This window comes from Streptococcus sp. 29892 (genome assembly GCF_032594935.1).
In the GTDB taxonomy this organism is placed as follows: Bacteria; Bacillota; Bacilli; order Lactobacillales; family Streptococcaceae; genus Streptococcus; species Streptococcus hyiners.
Genome location: NZ_CP118734.1, coordinates 1968610 through 1984298, shown reverse-complemented (window position 1 = coordinate 1984298; position 15689 = coordinate 1968610). Strand labels below are relative to the sequence as shown.

Sequence of the window (15689 nt, the reverse complement as noted above, 5' to 3'; positions counted from 1 at the left end):
AAAGGTTGGTGATGGGTATAGAGATTGATGATTAGATAGTCGCCATTATTGATTTGTCTTTTCAACTTTTTCAAAATCTTGCCTCTAAATAAAAATCATCTCCTCTAGGTCTAACTTAGAGGAGATTGTTCTTATTTCTTCTGTTTACGGACATAGAGCCAGTAGCTAATCCAGTAGTAGATGGTGTGGAGCAGGGCGGCAACAAGGCTCCAAAAACCGATAGCAGCCAAAATATTAGTGAGGTCAGGGAAAATCATTTTTGCAAATAGATAGAAGATTAGGTAGAGATACCAGTAAAGCCAGTAGTTTTTTCTAAAATGTTTCATCGCTTCTCCTCCTTACTACTTTACTTTATTATAGCATTTTAATATATATTTTTCAACTTGTTCACAAAATCACATTGACAAAGCATGTTTTTTGGAGTAGAATAAGACTAAAATTAGGAGGTGCTTATATGAAAAGACCAATTCATCTGTATATTTTTGTGATACTATCCAGTATTGCTAGTATTTTAAGGCTGTTCAGTGCCTTTGTTTCGACTTTTAACGAGGAGCAACTTCGCACATACACGCAGGGAGCTGTTGGGATTGATGTGGAAGAGTTAATTCTTGTTTCGCGCGAAACAGCCAATCTTCAGAATAGTATCATTCAAAAGATTGCAGCCCTAGTCATGTTTGGTCTATTGATTGCGGTCATTGTTTTCCTATTCATGAAGAAAAATGAGCTGGCTTCCTATCTTTACATCGGCTATCTCTTTTCGACCTTGTTGCTGAATACCTATAACTACCTAGCAAGTAAAGGGATTGCCAACCTCTACTCAGATGCAGGCTTGCGTGATGTGACAGCAGCAGGTATGCTATGGGCTTACATCCTCAACATTGTCCTATTTGCCATTTACTTTGGTGTGACCATTTTCTTCCATCTGCGTAAGCCAAAGGAACAGCCAAGTACAGCTATCAATTCTACCGATATTTAATCATCCAAAAAACTGCATGGTTCACATGGACCCTGCAGTTTCTTTTGTTTTATGGGATAGCAATGTAGCGACGAGCTCCGGAATAGCTGACATAGCTAATCCATTGACGGCCTTCGGCTGTGACAACCCGGTCATAGCGGACACTTTGTCCAATACCATAGTGGAATAAGACAGGGGAAGAGAGACTCGGACTGTTTCGAATGGCTAGTCGGGATTTAAAGGTATAGGTTCCAGACGATGGTAGGGAATTTGTATTTGCAGCCGTAGTAGAAAGCTGGGTTGTTGTGCTTCCTATAAAATCAATCTGATTTGCAGCATCTGTGAAATAGACGTGGATGTGGTATTTTCCGCTGTCATTTTTATGCTTGCTAGCTAGGACCTTCACCTTGTAGCTGCCATCACTTTGTCGTTGAGCAGGATACCAGATGAGATCATCTTGTCCTCCTTGATCTGACCAAACAGGTACAGATACAGCTGTAATTTCTTTGGGTGATTTAGCTCCTGTTATAAGAACCTCAAAACTACCTTCTGCTTGATTGATATTTGTAACCTGGATAGTTCCCTGAGGTTTGGTAGGAGTTGATCCAATAGGCTGCTGTGGTGCAGGACTTGCTTCTACCTGCTTGATAGGAATGTAGCGTCTTTGACCACTATAGCTGAGGTAGCTAATCCACTGGTAGCCATCAGCTGTTAGAACCCGGTCGTAGCGTACGCTTTCACCGGCATAATAGTAATCTAGGGTTGTGCTAGATTGTTTGGCTTCGTTTTTAATTGGCGCTTGTTGGGTGAAGGTATAGACACCGCTGTTTGCTAAGCCAGCTGCCTGAGTAGGTGCAGTGCTAGTTTGACTGACAGGGGAGCTAGCTAGATCCTTGAAGTGAATGTAGCCACTGACAGAGTTTTTATGAATCAGTCGTCTACTGTAAGTGAAGCGAGGACTGTAGTTGTATTCTTCGATTTCTACCATGTCCCCTTGGATGCTAGATACCCAGGCAACATGCATAGGGGAGGTCCACCAAGCTACTGCTCCCACGGCAGGGTTCATATCCACGCGGTAACCTTCACGCTGCGCTCGGTATCCCCAGACATCTGCATTACCGTAAGCTGGTGGGATTTCAAAACCGTTGACTTTACTGAGGCGAAAGGCTACAAAAGAAGTACATTGACGGGTGTAGAGCCTCCAGGGGTCAATAGCGTCAACCGCTGTATAAGGATAATCATCCCCCAAGGCACTGGTGGAGCTAGAACGTGTGCTGGCAGTACGAGTTTGGGTAGTCGGTCGAGTTCTGGTGGTGTTGGTTTGTGTTTGGGTGTTTGTTTTTGGGGAAATGGCAGAGCTACTTGTTGATGGCGTACTTGTCTGGGGATGGCTACTGCTTGCAGGGACAGTCGATGTCTGGTTGTCCCTAGTTGTAGGTGTTGTTTGTGGGGAACTTGTTTGGGAACTTGTTGTCTTAGCTTGATTAGTTTCGGGAATGGTCAGCTGTGTTTGTTGACTGTATGAAGTGCTTGTTCCTGTTTCAATCTTTTCCTGAGAAGTTTGGTCGGTTTGGCCAGAGTTGTTTGGGCTAGTTGTAGTGCTTGTGGTTGTTTGCTCAGTTCCTGTTTGTGGGGTAGTTGGCTGAGTGATTTGCGTAGGTATTTCCTGTCCTGTAGAACTACTTGTCGAGGTCTGGACGGTTCTTAAGTTTGTACTTGTATTGGTGTTTGTGCCCGTGTTGGCATGGGCTACTGGTCCAGCTGCTAGACAGGCATAGGCTAGTAGGACAGAAGCGGCACCGAGAGAATAAGTGCGGATAGAAAAGCGTGGTTGGTTTGCTGTAAGAGATGTTTTTGTCATTCAGACTCCTTTGATGATTTTTTGTAGGGGTTATTCCCCCTCGCTACATCTATTCGCACTTGTCTGATAATTTTTGAGAATTTTTTTGTCGCTGATGATAAAAAATCCTCAACCAATAAGATTGAGGATAGAATGTTATTACATTTTCTCTGGAGCTTTTACACCAAGAAGACGAAGGGCTTCTTTTAGGACGACACCAGTTGCGTAGGCAAGTGCCAAGCGGCTGTCACGCTCTGGGCTTTCATCCAAGATGCGCGTGTGAGCGTAGTATTTGTTGAAGGCTTGAGCTAGGTTGATAGCGTATTTGGCAATAAGTGATGGGTCAAATTTGTCTCCGGCACGTTCAACAAGATTTGAGAAGTTTTGGATGTGCTTGATGATTTCCCAGCTTTCTGCGTCAGCTAGTTTGTAGTCATTTTCTGCGTTTGGTACAAAGTTTGCCTTGCGCAAGATAGACTGGATGCGGGCGTATGCGTATTGGACATAAGGACCTGTTTCACCCTCGAAGGAAACCATAGCTTCCAAGTCGAAGTCGTAGCCGTTGTCACGGTCGGTTTTGAGGTCGTAGAACTTCACAGCGCCGACACCAACTGCGTGTGCCACTTCTTCCTTGTTTTCAAGGTCAGGGTTTTTAGCTTCGATTTGAGTAAGGGCGCGTGAAATAGCTTCGTCAAGTGTTGGTTCGAGCAGGATGATGTTTCCTTTACGAGTAGAGAGCTTTTTCTTGTCCTTGGTAACCAGACCGAAGGTGATATGGGTCATATCGTCGCTCCAGTCGAAATCCATTTCTTTCAAGACAGCCTTGAGCTGCTTGAAGTGGTTGATTTGCTCCTGACCAACGACATAGATGCTTTTCACGAAGTCATAGGTGCGCTTGCGGTACATAGCTGTTGCCATATCGCGCGTGATGTAGAGGGTAGCGCCATCTGTCTTCATGATAAGGGCTGGTGGAAGATTGTAGCTTTCAAGGTCAACGATTTTGGCACCTTTAGACTCTTGAAGAAGTCCTTTTTCTTCTAAGATTTGGATACCTTCGTCCATCTTATCGTTGTAGAAGGCTTCGCCGTTATAGCTGTCGAATGTTACATCAAGTTTGTCGTAGATGCGGTTAAATTCGACCAAGCTCTCATCACGGAACCATTGCCACAATTCGTGCGCTTCTGGGTCGCCGTCTTCCAATTTTTTGAACCATTGGCGTGCTTCGTCGTCCAACTCAGGTTTTTCTTCTGCCTCAGCATTGATACGGACATAGAGTTTAAGAAGTTCTGAGATTGGGTCAGCTTCGACCGCAGCCTTGTCACCCCAGAGTTTGTAGGCAACAATCAACATACCAAATTGTTTGCCCCAGTCACCCAAGTGGTTGATACGGATTGGCTTGTAGCCTAGTTTTTCGTGGATGTTGGCAAGGGCATCGCCGATAACGGTTGAACGCAAATGTCCAACTGAGAATGGTTTAGCAATGTTTGGGCTAGACATGTCGATGGTTACATTGCGTCCTTGACCGATGTTGAGTTTACCGTATTGGTCTTTTTCAGTAATAACATCTGTCAAGACTTGGTGGGAGATAGCAGCCTTGTCCAAGAAGAAGTTGACGTAAGGACCGGTAGCTACAACCTTCTCAAAGCCAGTAGTGTCTAGTTTTTCAACGATGTCTGTGGCGATAGCCTGTGGAGCCTTTCGTTCTACTTTGGCAAGTGAGAAGGCAGGGAAGGCGATGTCACCCATTTCTGATGATTTCGGTTTTTCTAGCAGATTGTAGATAGCTTCTACTTCCAAACTCGGAAGGATGGCAGCTAGTCTTTCTGCAATCACTTGTTTTTGATTCATATAGGATTTCCTCCAACGTTATTGATTCTATTTTATCACATTTCTAGGTCAATAGCGGTGAAAAGTGTTATAATATTTTTATAAATATACATTCTGAGGTAAGATGATGAATAAAGCAGGGCGACATGAATTGATAAAAAACATGATTCATCAAGAGAAGATTGGACGCCAAACGGATATTCAGAAAAGGCTTGAGAGTCAGGGGATTATTGTAACTCAGACAACCTTGTCCCGTGATTTGCGTGAATTGGGTGTCATCAAAATTCATGAGAATGGTCGTTCCTTCTATTCTTTAGCGATTGAAGAAGAGGGAGTGAATTTCGTTGAATTATTGGCACAATATGCTTATAAGGTTGAGCGGGCGAGTTTTATTTTGGTTCTTCATTCTGACTTGGGTGAAGCGGCCTTGATGGCTAATATTATTGACGCAGAGAAGCCGTCGTCTATTTTGGGAACCTTGGCTGGTGCAGATACTCTGTTGGTTATCTGTCGTGATGAAGAGGCAGCCCAGCAGGTCGAAGCTGAGATCAATCATTATTTGGAGTAGAATTGAGAGGAAGAATGGCAGTAGAGAAAATTTCTCCAGGCATGCAGCAGTATCTGGATATCAAAGCAAACTATCCAGATGCTTTTTTGCTCTTTCGCATGGGTGACTTTTATGAATTGTTTTACGAGGATGCAGTAGAGGCTGCACAGATTTTGGAACTATCCTTGACCAGTCGGAATAAAAATGCGGAAAATCCCATTCCTATGGCTGGTGTTCCCTATCATGCAGCCCAGCAGTATATTGATACCCTTGTTGAACTGGGGCACAAGGTAGCCATTGCTGAGCAGATGGAGGATCCCAAGCAGGCAGTTGGCGTGGTCAAGCGGGAAGTGGTGCAGGTCATCACCCCTGGTACGGTTACGGATTCCTCTAAAATGGGAGCTGACAGCAATTATCTAGTTACCGTTGACCGTCATGGCGTGCAATTTGCTCTTTCTTACATGGATGTGTCAACCGGTCAGTTTTTCGTGACCAGTCTAGATGATTTTACCAGTCTTTGCGGTGAAATTCGCAACTTGCGGGCGCGGGAATTGGTCATCGGTTACGCTCTGTCGGAGGAAGAAGAGCAGGTCTTTTCGAACCAGATGAACCTCCTGCTCTCTTTTGAGGATGAGGTGACGGAAGATGTCCAGCTGATTGACAATTCCCTGACAGACTTGGAAAAGGCCGCGGCGGGTAAACTCCTCAGCTACCTACATCGGACACAGATGCGGGACTTGAGCCACTTGCAGAAGGTGGTCCACTATGAAATCAAGGACTATCTGCAAATGGACTATGCTACCAAGTCTAGTCTGGACTTACTTGAAAATGGACGGACAGGCAAGAAGCACGGTAGCTTGTACTGGTTGTTAGACGAAACCAAGACAGCTATGGGCATGCGGCTCTTGCGGGCTTGGATTGACAGACCGCTGATTGACCTCAAGCGGATTGAAAGCAGGCAGGCTGTTGTGCAGGTTTTTCTGGATTACTTCTTTGAGCGGAGTGATTTGGTAGAAGCCTTGAAAGGTGTCTATGACATCGAACGCTTGGCCAGTCGGGTGTCCTTTGGCAAGACCTTGCCCAAGGATCTCTTGCAACTTTCTCAGACCCTTGGAAATGTCCCTGCTATCAAGAATATCTTGCTACAAATGGATCAGTCTGCTCTGACTAGCTTGGTGGCAGGTCTGGATCCAATCCCAGAACTACACGCCCTTATCAGCTCTGCTATTGACCCAGAAGCCCAAGGGGCTATTACAGATGGGAACATCATCCGCACGGGCTTTGATGAAACCTTGGACCAGTACCGTCTGGTCATGCGTGAGGGTGCGGGTTGGATTGCGGAGATTGAGGCCAAGGAGCGTGAAGCGTCTGGTATCAACAATCTCAAGATTGATTACAACAAAAAGGATGGCTACTACTTCCATGTGACCAATTCCAATCTGGGCAATGTACCAGGGCATTTCTTCCGCAAGGCGACCTTGAAGAATTCGGAGCGGTTTGGGACGGAGGAGTTAGCTAAAATCGAAGGGCAGATGTTGGAAGCGCGTGATAAGTCGTCTAACTTGGAGTACGAGATTTTCATGCGGATTCGCCAAGAGGTTGAAAAATACATCAGTCGCTTGCAGAAGTTGGCTCGGACCATTGCAACCATCGATGTCTTGCAGGCCTTTGCAGTTGTGGCGGAGCAGCAGCACTGGGTCTGCCCAAGTTTCAATGCGGATAAGCTGTTGGACATTGAGCGTGGACGGCACGCGGTCGTGGAAAAGGTTATGGGCAAGCAGACCTATATTCCTAACTCCATTCAGCTGGATCAGGCGACGACTATGCAGCTGATTACAGGGCCTAACATGAGTGGTAAATCGACCTATATGCGTCAGCTGGCGGTTATTGTCATCTTGGCACAGATGGGTTCCTATGTACCAGCAGATCGGGCAACCCTGCCAGTCTTTGATGCTATTTTCACCCGTATTGGTGCAGCAGATGACCTGGTCAGCGGTCAATCGACCTTTATGGTGGAGATGATGGAGGCCAACAAGGCAGTCCGTCTGGCGACAGATCGTTCGCTCATTCTCTTTGATGAGCTGGGGCGGGGGACAGCCACCTACGATGGCATGGCTCTAGCCCAGTCTATCATCGAGTACATCCACGACAAGATTGGGGCCAAGACCCTCTTTGCTACCCACTACCACGAGCTGACCGAGCTAAGCCAGACCCTGTCAGGCCTTGAAAATGTCCATGTATCGACCTGGGAGGAGGACGGACAAGTCACCTTCCTCCACAAGATTGCCCCAGGCCCAGCTGACAAGTCCTACGGGATCCATGTGGCTAAGATTGCGGGAATGCCAGAGGAGTTATTGGAGCGGGCGGATAGGATTTTGCAGACACTTGAAAACCAAGCCCCTACTGCACCAGCTAACCCAGCTCCGTCAATTGTGGAAGAACCGTCTGGTCAAATTGACCTCTTTGCAGATACGCCTTCTCACCCAGTCCTCGATGAACTGGAAAAACTAGACATCTACAATATGACCCCGATGGAAGTCATGATGGCTGTGGCGGAGTTGAAGAAAAAAATATAAGACAATGAAAGTCAGGACAGTTGTTCTGGCTTTTTTGCCGTTTAGCTTAAGTAATCAACCATATAGCCAAAAGCCCTTGAAACCAGTAAAGAAATGGTGTTTAATAGGGGCAGAAAGAGAAAGGAGAGAATATGAAAGTAAAACTAGCTATTTCACCAGAAATTTTGGAAGATTTGGTGACTATTGAAGCACAGGCTATGTCTGAGCAGGTTAGTCACTTGATGACCTATATTCAAAACTTGGATAAGCAGAGGTCCAGTCTAACCGTCAAAAAAGGGGAACAGGTTTATCTTGTGGAGCATGATGAGATTGTCAGACTCTACTTGGAAGATAAGATTTTACAGGTGGAAACATTAGAAACTACCTATACTTCCAACCTACGCTTGTATCAGGTCAAGGAAGATTTACCATCAAACTTCTTACAAATCTCCCAGTCGGAAATCATTCACATCAAGCAACTGGACCACCTCAAGCTGACCGCCAACGGTCTGGTCAAACTGGTCATGAAGAATGGGTCGGTTACCTACTCATCCCGTCGCTATCTAAAAGTTATCAAAGAAAGGTTAGGACTATGAAAAAATACATCTTATCAGCTAGTTTAGGCATTGCCATCGGAACCATTATCTCCATCGTCACATCAGCCGTCTTCGGACAGGGAATCTACCTTCCTCTCAATCCCTTTTCAACCATGGGTGCTTACTATGTAGAGCATTTTAATCAACCTACAGTTATGTTGATTTGTGTAGCCATTTGGGCGACAATCGGTCTCTTGTTTCAGCTGGCAGACAAAATTTTTGAACAAGACTGGAGCCTTCTACGAATGACGGCAACGCATTTTGCTATCACGGTTTTAGGTTTTACACCGCTGGGCATTTTGGCTGGTTGGTTTCCCGTGAAACTAGGGGCCCTTCTCTTTTTCTGGTTTATCTTTGTCTTGATCTACGCTTCTCTCTTTTTCCTAAACCATCGGAAAATGGAGCGGCAAATCAAGGACATCAACGGTCGTTTGTAGTATAATAGCACTATCATTTTGTTGGAGTGTTTTATGAAAATTATACTGACGATTGTCTATAGCTTGGGAGTGGTGTGGAATATCCTCTTTCTTGCGGTGAATGTTGGCAGAATTCCTGTCATCAACTTGCTTTGGCCTGCTGTGATTTTAGTGGCCTGTGCCATCAATTTGTACTTCTTATGGACCAGAAAACAAGAGTCAGATTAGGCTCTTGTTTTCATTTGTTTTTCAGAAACGAAGACTATATTTAGTGTAAATTTTCTATTTTTATATTTTTTGACACAAGATATTGATTTTTAATTTGTGAAATGTTACACTAATAGCAGTGAAAAATGGAGGCCAGTCAGATGAAGAAGCGAGAAAATGATGTAGAAAAACTGAATTTAGTCGTCTTGAAACGAGATGGTCGGACGGTGCCCTTTGATGAGCAAAAGATTTTTTCTGCTCTTTCACGGGCCAATCAGGAATTGGAACATCCTGTGTCAGAAGTAGGTTTGCAGCTGGTTTTGAAGGCAAGCTTGCAAGAGATTGGTCGTCGTTTTACAGATGACATTCAGATTTATGAAATTCAGACCATTGTAGAGCAGGAGTTGCTCAAGGCTCATTTGTATGACTTGGCAGAGCGGTATATCCAATACCGGACCCAGCGGGATTTTCGTCGTCATCAGGCGACCGATATTAACTTTGAAATCCATAAGCTGCTGAGCAAGGATCAGTCCTTGGTCAATGAAAATGCCAACAAGGATGCGGATGTTTTCAACACCCAGCGGGATTTGACGGCAGGTATCGTTGGTAAGTCTATCGGTCTCAAGCTCTTGCCTGCCCATGTGGCCAATGCCCACCAAAAAGGTGACATTCATTACCACGACTTAGATTACAGCCCTTATACCCCCATGACCAACTGTTGCTTGATTGATTTCAAGGGGATGTTGGCTCAGGGCTTTAAGATTGGGAATGCGGATGTGGAAAGTCCCAAGTCGATTCAGACGGCTACGGCACAGATTTCGCAGATTATTGCCAATGTGTCCTCGAGTCAGTACGGGGGCTGCTCGGCTGACCGTATCGATGAGGTTTTGGCTCCCTATGCTGAACTCAATTATCAGAAGCATTTGAAGGAAGCGAAAGAATGGGTCTTGCCAGACAAGCAGGAAGACTATGCCCGTGCCAAGACGCAAAAGGATATCTACGATGCCATGCAGTCCTTGGAGTATGAGATTAACACCCTTTTTACTTCCAATGGTCAAACGCCTTTTACTTCGTTGGGATTTGGTCTGGGAACCTCCTGGTTTGAACGGGAGATTCAAAAGGCCATTCTCAACATTCGTATCAAGGGTCTGGGACGCGAAGGTCGGACGGCCATTTTTCCCAAGCTGATTTTCACAGTTAAGCGAGGCTTGAACTTGGAGCCAACGTCACCCAACTACGACATCAAGCAGCTGGCGGTGGAATGTGCAACCAAGCGGATGTACCCAGATATGCTGTCTTATGACAAGATTGTTGAGTTGACGGGTTCCTTCAAAGTGCCAATGGGTTGCCGTTCCTTCTTACAAGGTTGGCAGGATGAAAACGGTCAGGATGTGACATCTGGTCGGATGAACTTGGGTGTTGTGACCGTCAATCTGCCACGGATTGCCCTCGAAAGTGGTGGCAGTCAGGAAAAATTCTGGGAAATCTTTGCAGAACGCATGGCCATTGCCAAGGATGCCTTGGTTTACCGTGTGGAGCGGGTCAAGGAGGCGACACCTGCCAATGCACCGATTTTGTATCAGTACGGGGCTTTTGGCAAGCGACTGGCCAAGACAGATATGGTGGATGAGGTTTTCAAACATCGCAGAGCGACCATTTCGTTGGGCTATATCGGACTTTATGAAGTAGCAGCAGTTTTCTACGGTGGTCACTGGGAGGACAATCCAGAAGCCAAGGAGTTCACGATTGCTATTATCAAACGAATGAAGGAATTGACAGATGCTTGGTCTGACCAATATGGTTATCATTTCTCTGTCTATTCAACCCCATCTGAAAGCCTGACGGACCGCTTCTGTCGAATGGATACGGACAAGTTTGGTTTGGTGGAAAATATCACCGACAAGCAGTATTACACCAATTCCTTCCACTATGATGTGCGGAAAAATCCCACTCCTTTTGAAAAACTGGATTTTGAAAAGGTCTATGTGGAGGCGGGTGCCAGCGGTGGCTTTATCCACTACTGCGAATATCCTGTCCTGCAACAAAATCCCAAGGCCCTGGAGGCTGTTTGGGACTATGCCTATGACCGTGTCGGTTATCTGGGGACCAATACCCCGATTGATCATTGCTACGCCTGTGATTTTGAGGGGGATTTCGAGCCAACGGAGCGTGGCTTCAAGTGTCCAAACTGTGGCAATAGCGACCCCAAAACAGTTGATGTTGTCAAGCGGACCTGTGGTTACCTAGGCAATCCGCAGGCCAGACCCATGGTCAATGGCCGCCACAAGGAAATTATTTCCCGTGTCAAACACATGAATGGGTCTAGTTTATAAAGAATGGACATGAGGGCTTCCGTGGTTTTGAGGAACTACGGAAGTTTGTTATAATAGGGAGAAAAATGTAATAGCTCTGCTATGTTCAAAAAAGGAGAAAACAATGGGAAAATACCAACTAGACGATAAGGGCAAGGCCTTGGTGGCACGCTATCACGAGAAGAATTCCAATGTGAAGCAGGACAAGAAGGCGCGTGTGCAGGAATTGCTCAAGCAAGCTAAGAATAAGAAGAAATAGTATGAATTTTACAGATATCAGCATTCTCCACACTAATGATATGCATTCTTACATGGAGAATTTTCCAAAGAAAGCCCAGCTGATTGCGGATATTCGAGCTCGAAATGAGCAAAAAGGTATTCCGACCTTTGTCTTTGATAGCGGGGATCTGTTTTCGGGCAATATCTTTTTCAATATGTACCGAGGGGTCAAGGAAATCGAGTTGATGAATCAAGTTGGTTGTCAGGCTATGACCTTGGGCAATCATGAGTTTGACCACGGAGATGAGTTGCTTAGTCGTTTGGATGACTATGCCCAGTTTCCAATTGTGTCCTCCAATCTCCGCTACCGTGACGAGGAGGCGGCTGATGAATTGGTGCCGCTTGAGGATGTCCTTGAATTTGATATAAATGGGAAAAGCCTCTATGTCCTCGGTTTGACTACCTTGGAAACCCAGGAGGTTGCGTCACCGTCGGAGAATGTGATTTTTGAAGACCATAAACAAGCTCTACGACGACTGGTGGACCAGATTATGAAGGCCAATCCACAGGCTCATTTGGTCGTGCTCAGTCACCTGGGCTACGATGAAGATCTTGCCCTGGCCAAGGATTTCCCTGAGCTTAACGTGATTTTGGGTGGGCATACCCACACGATTTTGAGAGAACCAAGTCAGGTGGGCAGCGTCAGCATTTGCCAGGCAGGTCAATACGGTCGTTTTGTCGGTCATCTATCCCTGCGGTGTTTTGTAGATGGACGGTACGAGGTCCTGGCTTATGACTTGATTGAGGTGGAAAAACTGACCCAAGAAGACAGGGCGGTTAAGGCCGTTATCGACCAGATGAAATCGGAACGGGACGCAGCTTTTTCCCAACCGATAGCGACCTTAACGCAAACATTAGACGGGGAGCGAGAGAGCATTCGTCAGGGTGTATCCAGTCTAGCTCCTGTCATCTGTCAGGCTCTTTTTGAGCGGGCTTGCCAGTTGGGCTTGCAGGCGGACGGTGCGGTCATCAACGGTTTCGGCATTCGGGCTTCCTTGTCGGCGGGACCGATTTACTATTCGGACTTGGTCAAGGTCCTGCCCTTTTCTAAGCGTGTGCTCTTGGTTGCTATCAAGGGTAGCGATTTGGTGGCTAGCCTCAAGACAGGTCTCCACCCTCAGATGTGGGGCATTATCCAAAGCGGTGAGGATCTTTTGGTCAATGGCAGAGCTGTCGAGCCAGATAGGATCTATCAGATTGTGACCAATTCTTTTGTTTGGAGTGGCAAGGACAATTACGACGATTTCCACAAGGCAGAAATTGTGCAGGATTTAGGACTGGATATTGACATCATCAGCGAATTTTTCAAGAGACAATATGGAGGCTAGTATGGAATTAAGAAGACCGACTATAGCGGATAAGGATACGATTTTGGAGATGCTGGCAGAATTTGAAAAAGCAGGCTCAGCTATGGACGGAGGCTTTATCTCCAAAGATATGGACTTTGAAGACTGGATTTTGAGAAACCAAGACTATGAGGCAGGCATCAACCTGCCAGAAGGATTTGTTCCCTCTATTCAATATGTGTCATTTGACCAGACAGGTCGAGCCCTTGGATTTCTCAGTCTACGCCTACGGCTCAACGATTTCCTGCTCAATAAAGGCGGTCATATCGGATATTCCATTCGCCCAACCGAGCGAGGAAAGGGCTATGCCAAGGGCCAGCTGCGACTTGGTTTGCAGGAAGCCGCAACCAAAAATATTTCCAAAGTCCTCGTGACCTGCTCGACAGACAATGAGGCTAGTCGCAAAACGATTGTAGCATGTGGTGGTAGCTTAGAAGATGTTCGAGAAGGAGTAGAGCGTTACTGGATTGGATGAGAAAGGAGGTAGCTATGGGTGAACAGACTTGGAACAATCCCAAGCCAGGTGAGTGGAAGAGTGAAGAACTCAGTCAGGGACGGATTATGGACTACAAGGCCTTTAATTTTGTGGATGGCGAAGGCGTGCGGTGTTCCCTCTATGTCAGCGGCTGCCTCTTTCACTGTCCTGGTTGCTACAATGTCGCCACCTGGTCCTTCAAGGCCGGCATTCCCTACACCAAGGAGCTGGAAGACCGCATTTTAGCAGACCTGGCCCAGCCCTATGTGCAGGGTCTAACCCTCTTGGGCGGAGAGCCCTTTCTCAATACAGGGACCGTCCTCCCTCTCGTTAAGCGGGTGCGGACGGAATTGCCAGACAAGGATATTTGGTCCTGGACAGGCTACACATGGGAAGAATTGATGTTGGAAACGTCAGACAAGCTGGAGCTGCTCAGCAAGTTAGACATTCTCGTAGATGGTCGCTATGACAAAAGCAAACGCAACCTCATGTTGCAATTTAGAGGCTCTTCCAACCAACGCATTATTGATGTGCAGCAGTCATTGCAGGAAAATCGAGTAATTTTATGGAATAAATTAAAAAAATGACCCGTACAGTTCTCATGTACGGGCTTATTGTTCCCTGAAAACCACTAGCTATGCTAGTGGTTCAGTAGAGCTTCTAGCGAGGTATTAAAAAATCCTCCCAAAGTGATAAGATAGAAGTGGTTTCCCCGCCACTACATCACATCAAATAGGAGGTACCTCATGAGAGAGGATAATGAAAGTTTATCACATACTCGCTGGAATTGTAAATATCATCTAGTTTTTGCGCCTAAATATCGTCGTCAAATCATTTACGGCAAGTAAGAGGCTAGTATCGGAAAGATTATCCGAGATTTGTGTGAATGAAAAGGCGTCACTATCCATGAAGCTAATGCTTGCCCTGATCACATCCACATGTTAGTTATGGGAATAGAAAGTTTTGGTGTAGAGGCTACTATGTGGATACGGTAGGACGCAATCGAAAAGTGATAGCAAAATACATACAGAACCAATTACAAGAAGATAGGGTAGCGGACCAGCTCACTTTGTTTGAAACGGTTGCCCCATTTACAGGGGAAACCAACAGGAAAAAACTGATGGTGCTTTAGCACCTGATCGGGAAAGTGGTGCGCGAGGAAGCTATTTCAGTGGGCCTTTGGCCCTGGCCGGATCAAGCGGCTTATAGCCGCAGAACAAACCGCCAGTTTGACTAGTGGTTTTGATTGTCATTTAGTTTCTCTTTCATTACTTCGGCGATTGGAGGCATTTGTTCAGCCTCCTTTTGTAAGCACACCGAGATTAGAGAACGCTTTCTTTTTATTTTTTATATGTTATAATGTTATTATAAAGGATTCGAGAGGTGGATTGATAGAGTATAAATAAATACGTTGGCAGACCAAACATTTGAATAAACAAAGGGATGATACATGGAGGTACCTATGCATTATAAGATAATGAGAAGTATTGCGTTTTTAATATTGTTAATTGGCACAATCATAGTAGAATCGGAAAATTTATCACCTTTAACAAGCAGTCAGCCAGTTTATGCTACATAGAGTATATCTAAGTTTGAAAGTCAAGGAGGATCAGAGTATGAAGAAGGTACTTTTCGTCTAACATTAAAGGTTGGCGAAAGTGGGCAAATTCGTCGTCCTCAAGATTCCCCCTTAAAAGATTTCAACTATTCTTTTGATATGAAAGTGGAGGATTCCTCTATTCTTTCGTTTGATAGCCAAGGTAATTGGACAGCTCATAAAGCTGGAATAACGAAGGTTTATCCAAGTTTTCCTAATGAATCTAGTGAACATTTGAAGGAATTTGAAGAAGAGTTAGTCATAAATCCAGTTGAACTATATGTTAATGAGATTTCAGTTGTTTGGGAAGTTACAGTAGAAGAAAGTGAGCAGGGGCTAGAATCAAGTTCAAGGAGGTCATTGATTGAGAACGATGCTGTAGAATCTCTTTCGGAGACAACGCCTTCTTCAATGGAATCTTCTGTGAGAGTATCTGATACTAATGAAGTTGACGGTTCAAATGCTCCAACTATGATTTTCGGTTCAGATAATATGATTCCTATTGAAAATACCACAGTAAATCCATATAGAAAAGTTGTAGCTGTATATAAAGTAGTAAATGGTTTGGCCACTTGGAATGGAAGTGGTGTTATGATTGCTCCAAACAAGGTATTGACAGCAGCTCATGTAGTTCGAGACTTTAGAACAAATGAGACGTATGACCAAATAATGGTTGCTCCTGCATAAAATGGTAATAAATATCCGTACAATAAGTTTACTGGTTCTACCTATCATTT

The 15689-nt window shown here is 45.3% G+C and carries 15 protein-coding genes and 1 pseudogene; 13 read left to right on the top strand and 3 right to left on the bottom strand.

Going from position 1 to position 15689, the window contains the following annotated elements:
- Positions 1-131 precede the first annotated feature (131 nt).
- The gene (locus PW220_RS09965) at positions 132-326 is read right to left on the bottom strand and encodes a hypothetical protein (RefSeq protein WP_172101165.1); all 195 of its coding nucleotides are present in this window, start codon (positions 324-326) and stop codon (positions 132-134) included.
- 128 nt (positions 327-454) lie between these two features.
- Between PW220_RS09965 and PW220_RS09960 the strand changes: the two genes are divergently transcribed.
- On the top strand, positions 455-976 hold the full coding sequence (locus PW220_RS09960) for an ABC transporter permease (protein ID WP_248055808.1): 522 nt from the start codon (positions 455-457) through the stop codon (positions 974-976).
- Between the two features lie 49 nt (positions 977-1025).
- Here PW220_RS09960 and PW220_RS09955 read toward each other — a convergent pair whose 3' ends face one another.
- Both PW220_RS09955 and argS read right to left on the bottom strand, forming a co-directional pair.
- Positions 1026-2816 carry an SH3 domain-containing protein gene (locus PW220_RS09955; protein WP_248055806.1) on the bottom strand — a complete coding sequence of 597 codons (1791 nt, stop codon included), beginning with the start codon at positions 2814-2816 and terminating at the stop codon, positions 1026-1028.
- A gap of 138 nt (positions 2817-2954) precedes the next feature.
- Entirely contained in the window at positions 2955-4643 is a 1689-nt protein-coding gene (argS, locus tag PW220_RS09950; protein ID WP_172097858.1) for an arginine--tRNA ligase, read from the bottom strand.
- A 106-nt stretch (positions 4644-4749) separates the two neighbouring features.
- On the opposite strand from argS, the gene argR reads away from it, so the two are divergent.
- The 12 genes and pseudogenes from argR (at position 4750) to PW220_RS09890 (ending at position 15639) form a co-directional block, all read left to right on the top strand.
- Positions 4750-5190: an arginine repressor gene (gene argR / locus PW220_RS09945; RefSeq protein WP_105125098.1), complete on the top strand. Its 441-nt coding sequence runs from the start codon at positions 4750-4752 to the stop codon at positions 5188-5190.
- A 14-nt stretch (positions 5191-5204) separates the two neighbouring features.
- On the top strand, positions 5205-7745 hold the full coding sequence (gene mutS / locus PW220_RS09940; protein ID WP_248055804.1) for a DNA mismatch repair protein MutS: 2541 nt from the start codon (positions 5205-5207) through the stop codon (positions 7743-7745).
- Between the two features lie 131 nt (positions 7746-7876).
- The gene (locus tag PW220_RS09935; protein WP_248055801.1) at positions 7877-8320 is read left to right on the top strand and encodes a LytTR family DNA-binding domain-containing protein; all 444 of its coding nucleotides are present in this window, start codon (positions 7877-7879) and stop codon (positions 8318-8320) included.
- Complete coding sequence (locus tag PW220_RS09930; protein ID WP_248055799.1) at positions 8317-8757, top strand: DUF3021 domain-containing protein; 441 nt, start codon at positions 8317-8319, stop codon at positions 8755-8757. The genes PW220_RS09935 and PW220_RS09930 overlap by 4 nt, the downstream gene beginning before the upstream one ends.
- A gap of 33 nt (positions 8758-8790) precedes the next feature.
- Positions 8791-8964: a hypothetical protein gene (locus tag PW220_RS09925; RefSeq protein ID WP_029179621.1), complete on the top strand. Its 174-nt coding sequence runs from the start codon at positions 8791-8793 to the stop codon at positions 8962-8964.
- 140 nt (positions 8965-9104) lie between these two features.
- Positions 9105-11276, top strand: coding sequence for an anaerobic ribonucleoside-triphosphate reductase (gene nrdD / locus PW220_RS09920; RefSeq protein WP_248055797.1), 2172 nt, complete (start codon positions 9105-9107; stop codon positions 11274-11276).
- A gap of 103 nt (positions 11277-11379) precedes the next feature.
- A complete protein-coding gene (locus tag PW220_RS09915) occupies positions 11380-11514 on the top strand; it encodes a hypothetical protein (protein ID WP_014638808.1) in 135 nt (44 codons plus the stop codon).
- A 1-nt stretch (position 11515) separates the two neighbouring features.
- Positions 11516-12862, top strand: a complete 1347-nt coding sequence (locus PW220_RS09910; RefSeq protein WP_248055796.1) for a bifunctional metallophosphatase/5'-nucleotidase — start codon at positions 11516-11518, stop codon at positions 12860-12862.
- A 1-nt stretch (position 12863) separates the two neighbouring features.
- Positions 12864-13355 carry a GNAT family N-acetyltransferase gene (locus PW220_RS09905; RefSeq protein ID WP_248055794.1) on the top strand — a complete coding sequence of 164 codons (492 nt, stop codon included), beginning with the start codon at positions 12864-12866 and terminating at the stop codon, positions 13353-13355.
- 14 nt (positions 13356-13369) lie between these two features.
- Positions 13370-13942, top strand: a complete 573-nt coding sequence (gene nrdG, locus PW220_RS09900) for an anaerobic ribonucleoside-triphosphate reductase activating protein (protein ID WP_248055793.1) — start codon at positions 13370-13372, stop codon at positions 13940-13942.
- A 159-nt stretch (positions 13943-14101) separates the two neighbouring features.
- Positions 14102-14487 (top strand): annotated as a pseudogene (tnpA, locus tag PW220_RS09895) (IS200/IS605 family transposase).
- A gap of 585 nt (positions 14488-15072) precedes the next feature.
- Complete coding sequence (locus PW220_RS09890; RefSeq protein WP_105118660.1) at positions 15073-15639, top strand: trypsin-like serine peptidase; 567 nt, start codon at positions 15073-15075, stop codon at positions 15637-15639.
- Positions 15640-15689 lie beyond the last annotated feature (50 nt).

Excerpts from the sequence above, each read along its gene's own strand:
- PW220_RS09915 (WP_014638808.1), top strand. The coding sequence starts at position 11,380 with ATGGGAAAATACCAACTAGACGATAAGGGCAAGGCCTTGGTGGCACGC.
- PW220_RS09960 (WP_248055808.1), top strand. The coding sequence starts at position 455 with ATGAAAAGACCAATTCATCTGTATATTTTTGTGATACTATCCAGTATT.
- nrdG (WP_248055793.1), top strand. The coding sequence starts at position 13,370 with ATGGGTGAACAGACTTGGAACAATCCCAAGCCAGGTGAGTGGAAGAGT.
- mutS (WP_248055804.1), top strand. The coding sequence starts at position 5,205 with ATGGCAGTAGAGAAAATTTCTCCAGGCATGCAGCAGTATCTGGATATC.
- PW220_RS09965 (WP_172101165.1), bottom strand. The coding sequence starts at position 326 with ATGAAACATTTTAGAAAAAACTACTGGCTTTACTGGTATCTCTACCTA.
- argS (WP_172097858.1), bottom strand. The coding sequence starts at position 4,643 with ATGAATCAAAAACAAGTGATTGCAGAAAGACTAGCTGCCATCCTTCCG.
- PW220_RS09905 (WP_248055794.1), top strand. The coding sequence starts at position 12,864 with ATGGAATTAAGAAGACCGACTATAGCGGATAAGGATACGATTTTGGAG.
- PW220_RS09930 (WP_248055799.1), top strand. The coding sequence starts at position 8,317 with ATGAAAAAATACATCTTATCAGCTAGTTTAGGCATTGCCATCGGAACC.
- PW220_RS09910 (WP_248055796.1), top strand. The coding sequence starts at position 11,516 with ATGAATTTTACAGATATCAGCATTCTCCACACTAATGATATGCATTCT.
- PW220_RS09925 (WP_029179621.1), top strand. The coding sequence starts at position 8,791 with ATGAAAATTATACTGACGATTGTCTATAGCTTGGGAGTGGTGTGGAAT.
- nrdD (WP_248055797.1), top strand. The coding sequence starts at position 9,105 with ATGAAGAAGCGAGAAAATGATGTAGAAAAACTGAATTTAGTCGTCTTG.
- argR (WP_105125098.1), top strand. The coding sequence starts at position 4,750 with ATGAATAAAGCAGGGCGACATGAATTGATAAAAAACATGATTCATCAA.
- PW220_RS09955 (WP_248055806.1), bottom strand. The coding sequence starts at position 2,816 with ATGACAAAAACATCTCTTACAGCAAACCAACCACGCTTTTCTATCCGC.
- PW220_RS09890 (WP_105118660.1), top strand. The coding sequence starts at position 15,073 with ATGAAAGTGGAGGATTCCTCTATTCTTTCGTTTGATAGCCAAGGTAAT.
- PW220_RS09935 (WP_248055801.1), top strand. The coding sequence starts at position 7,877 with ATGAAAGTAAAACTAGCTATTTCACCAGAAATTTTGGAAGATTTGGTG.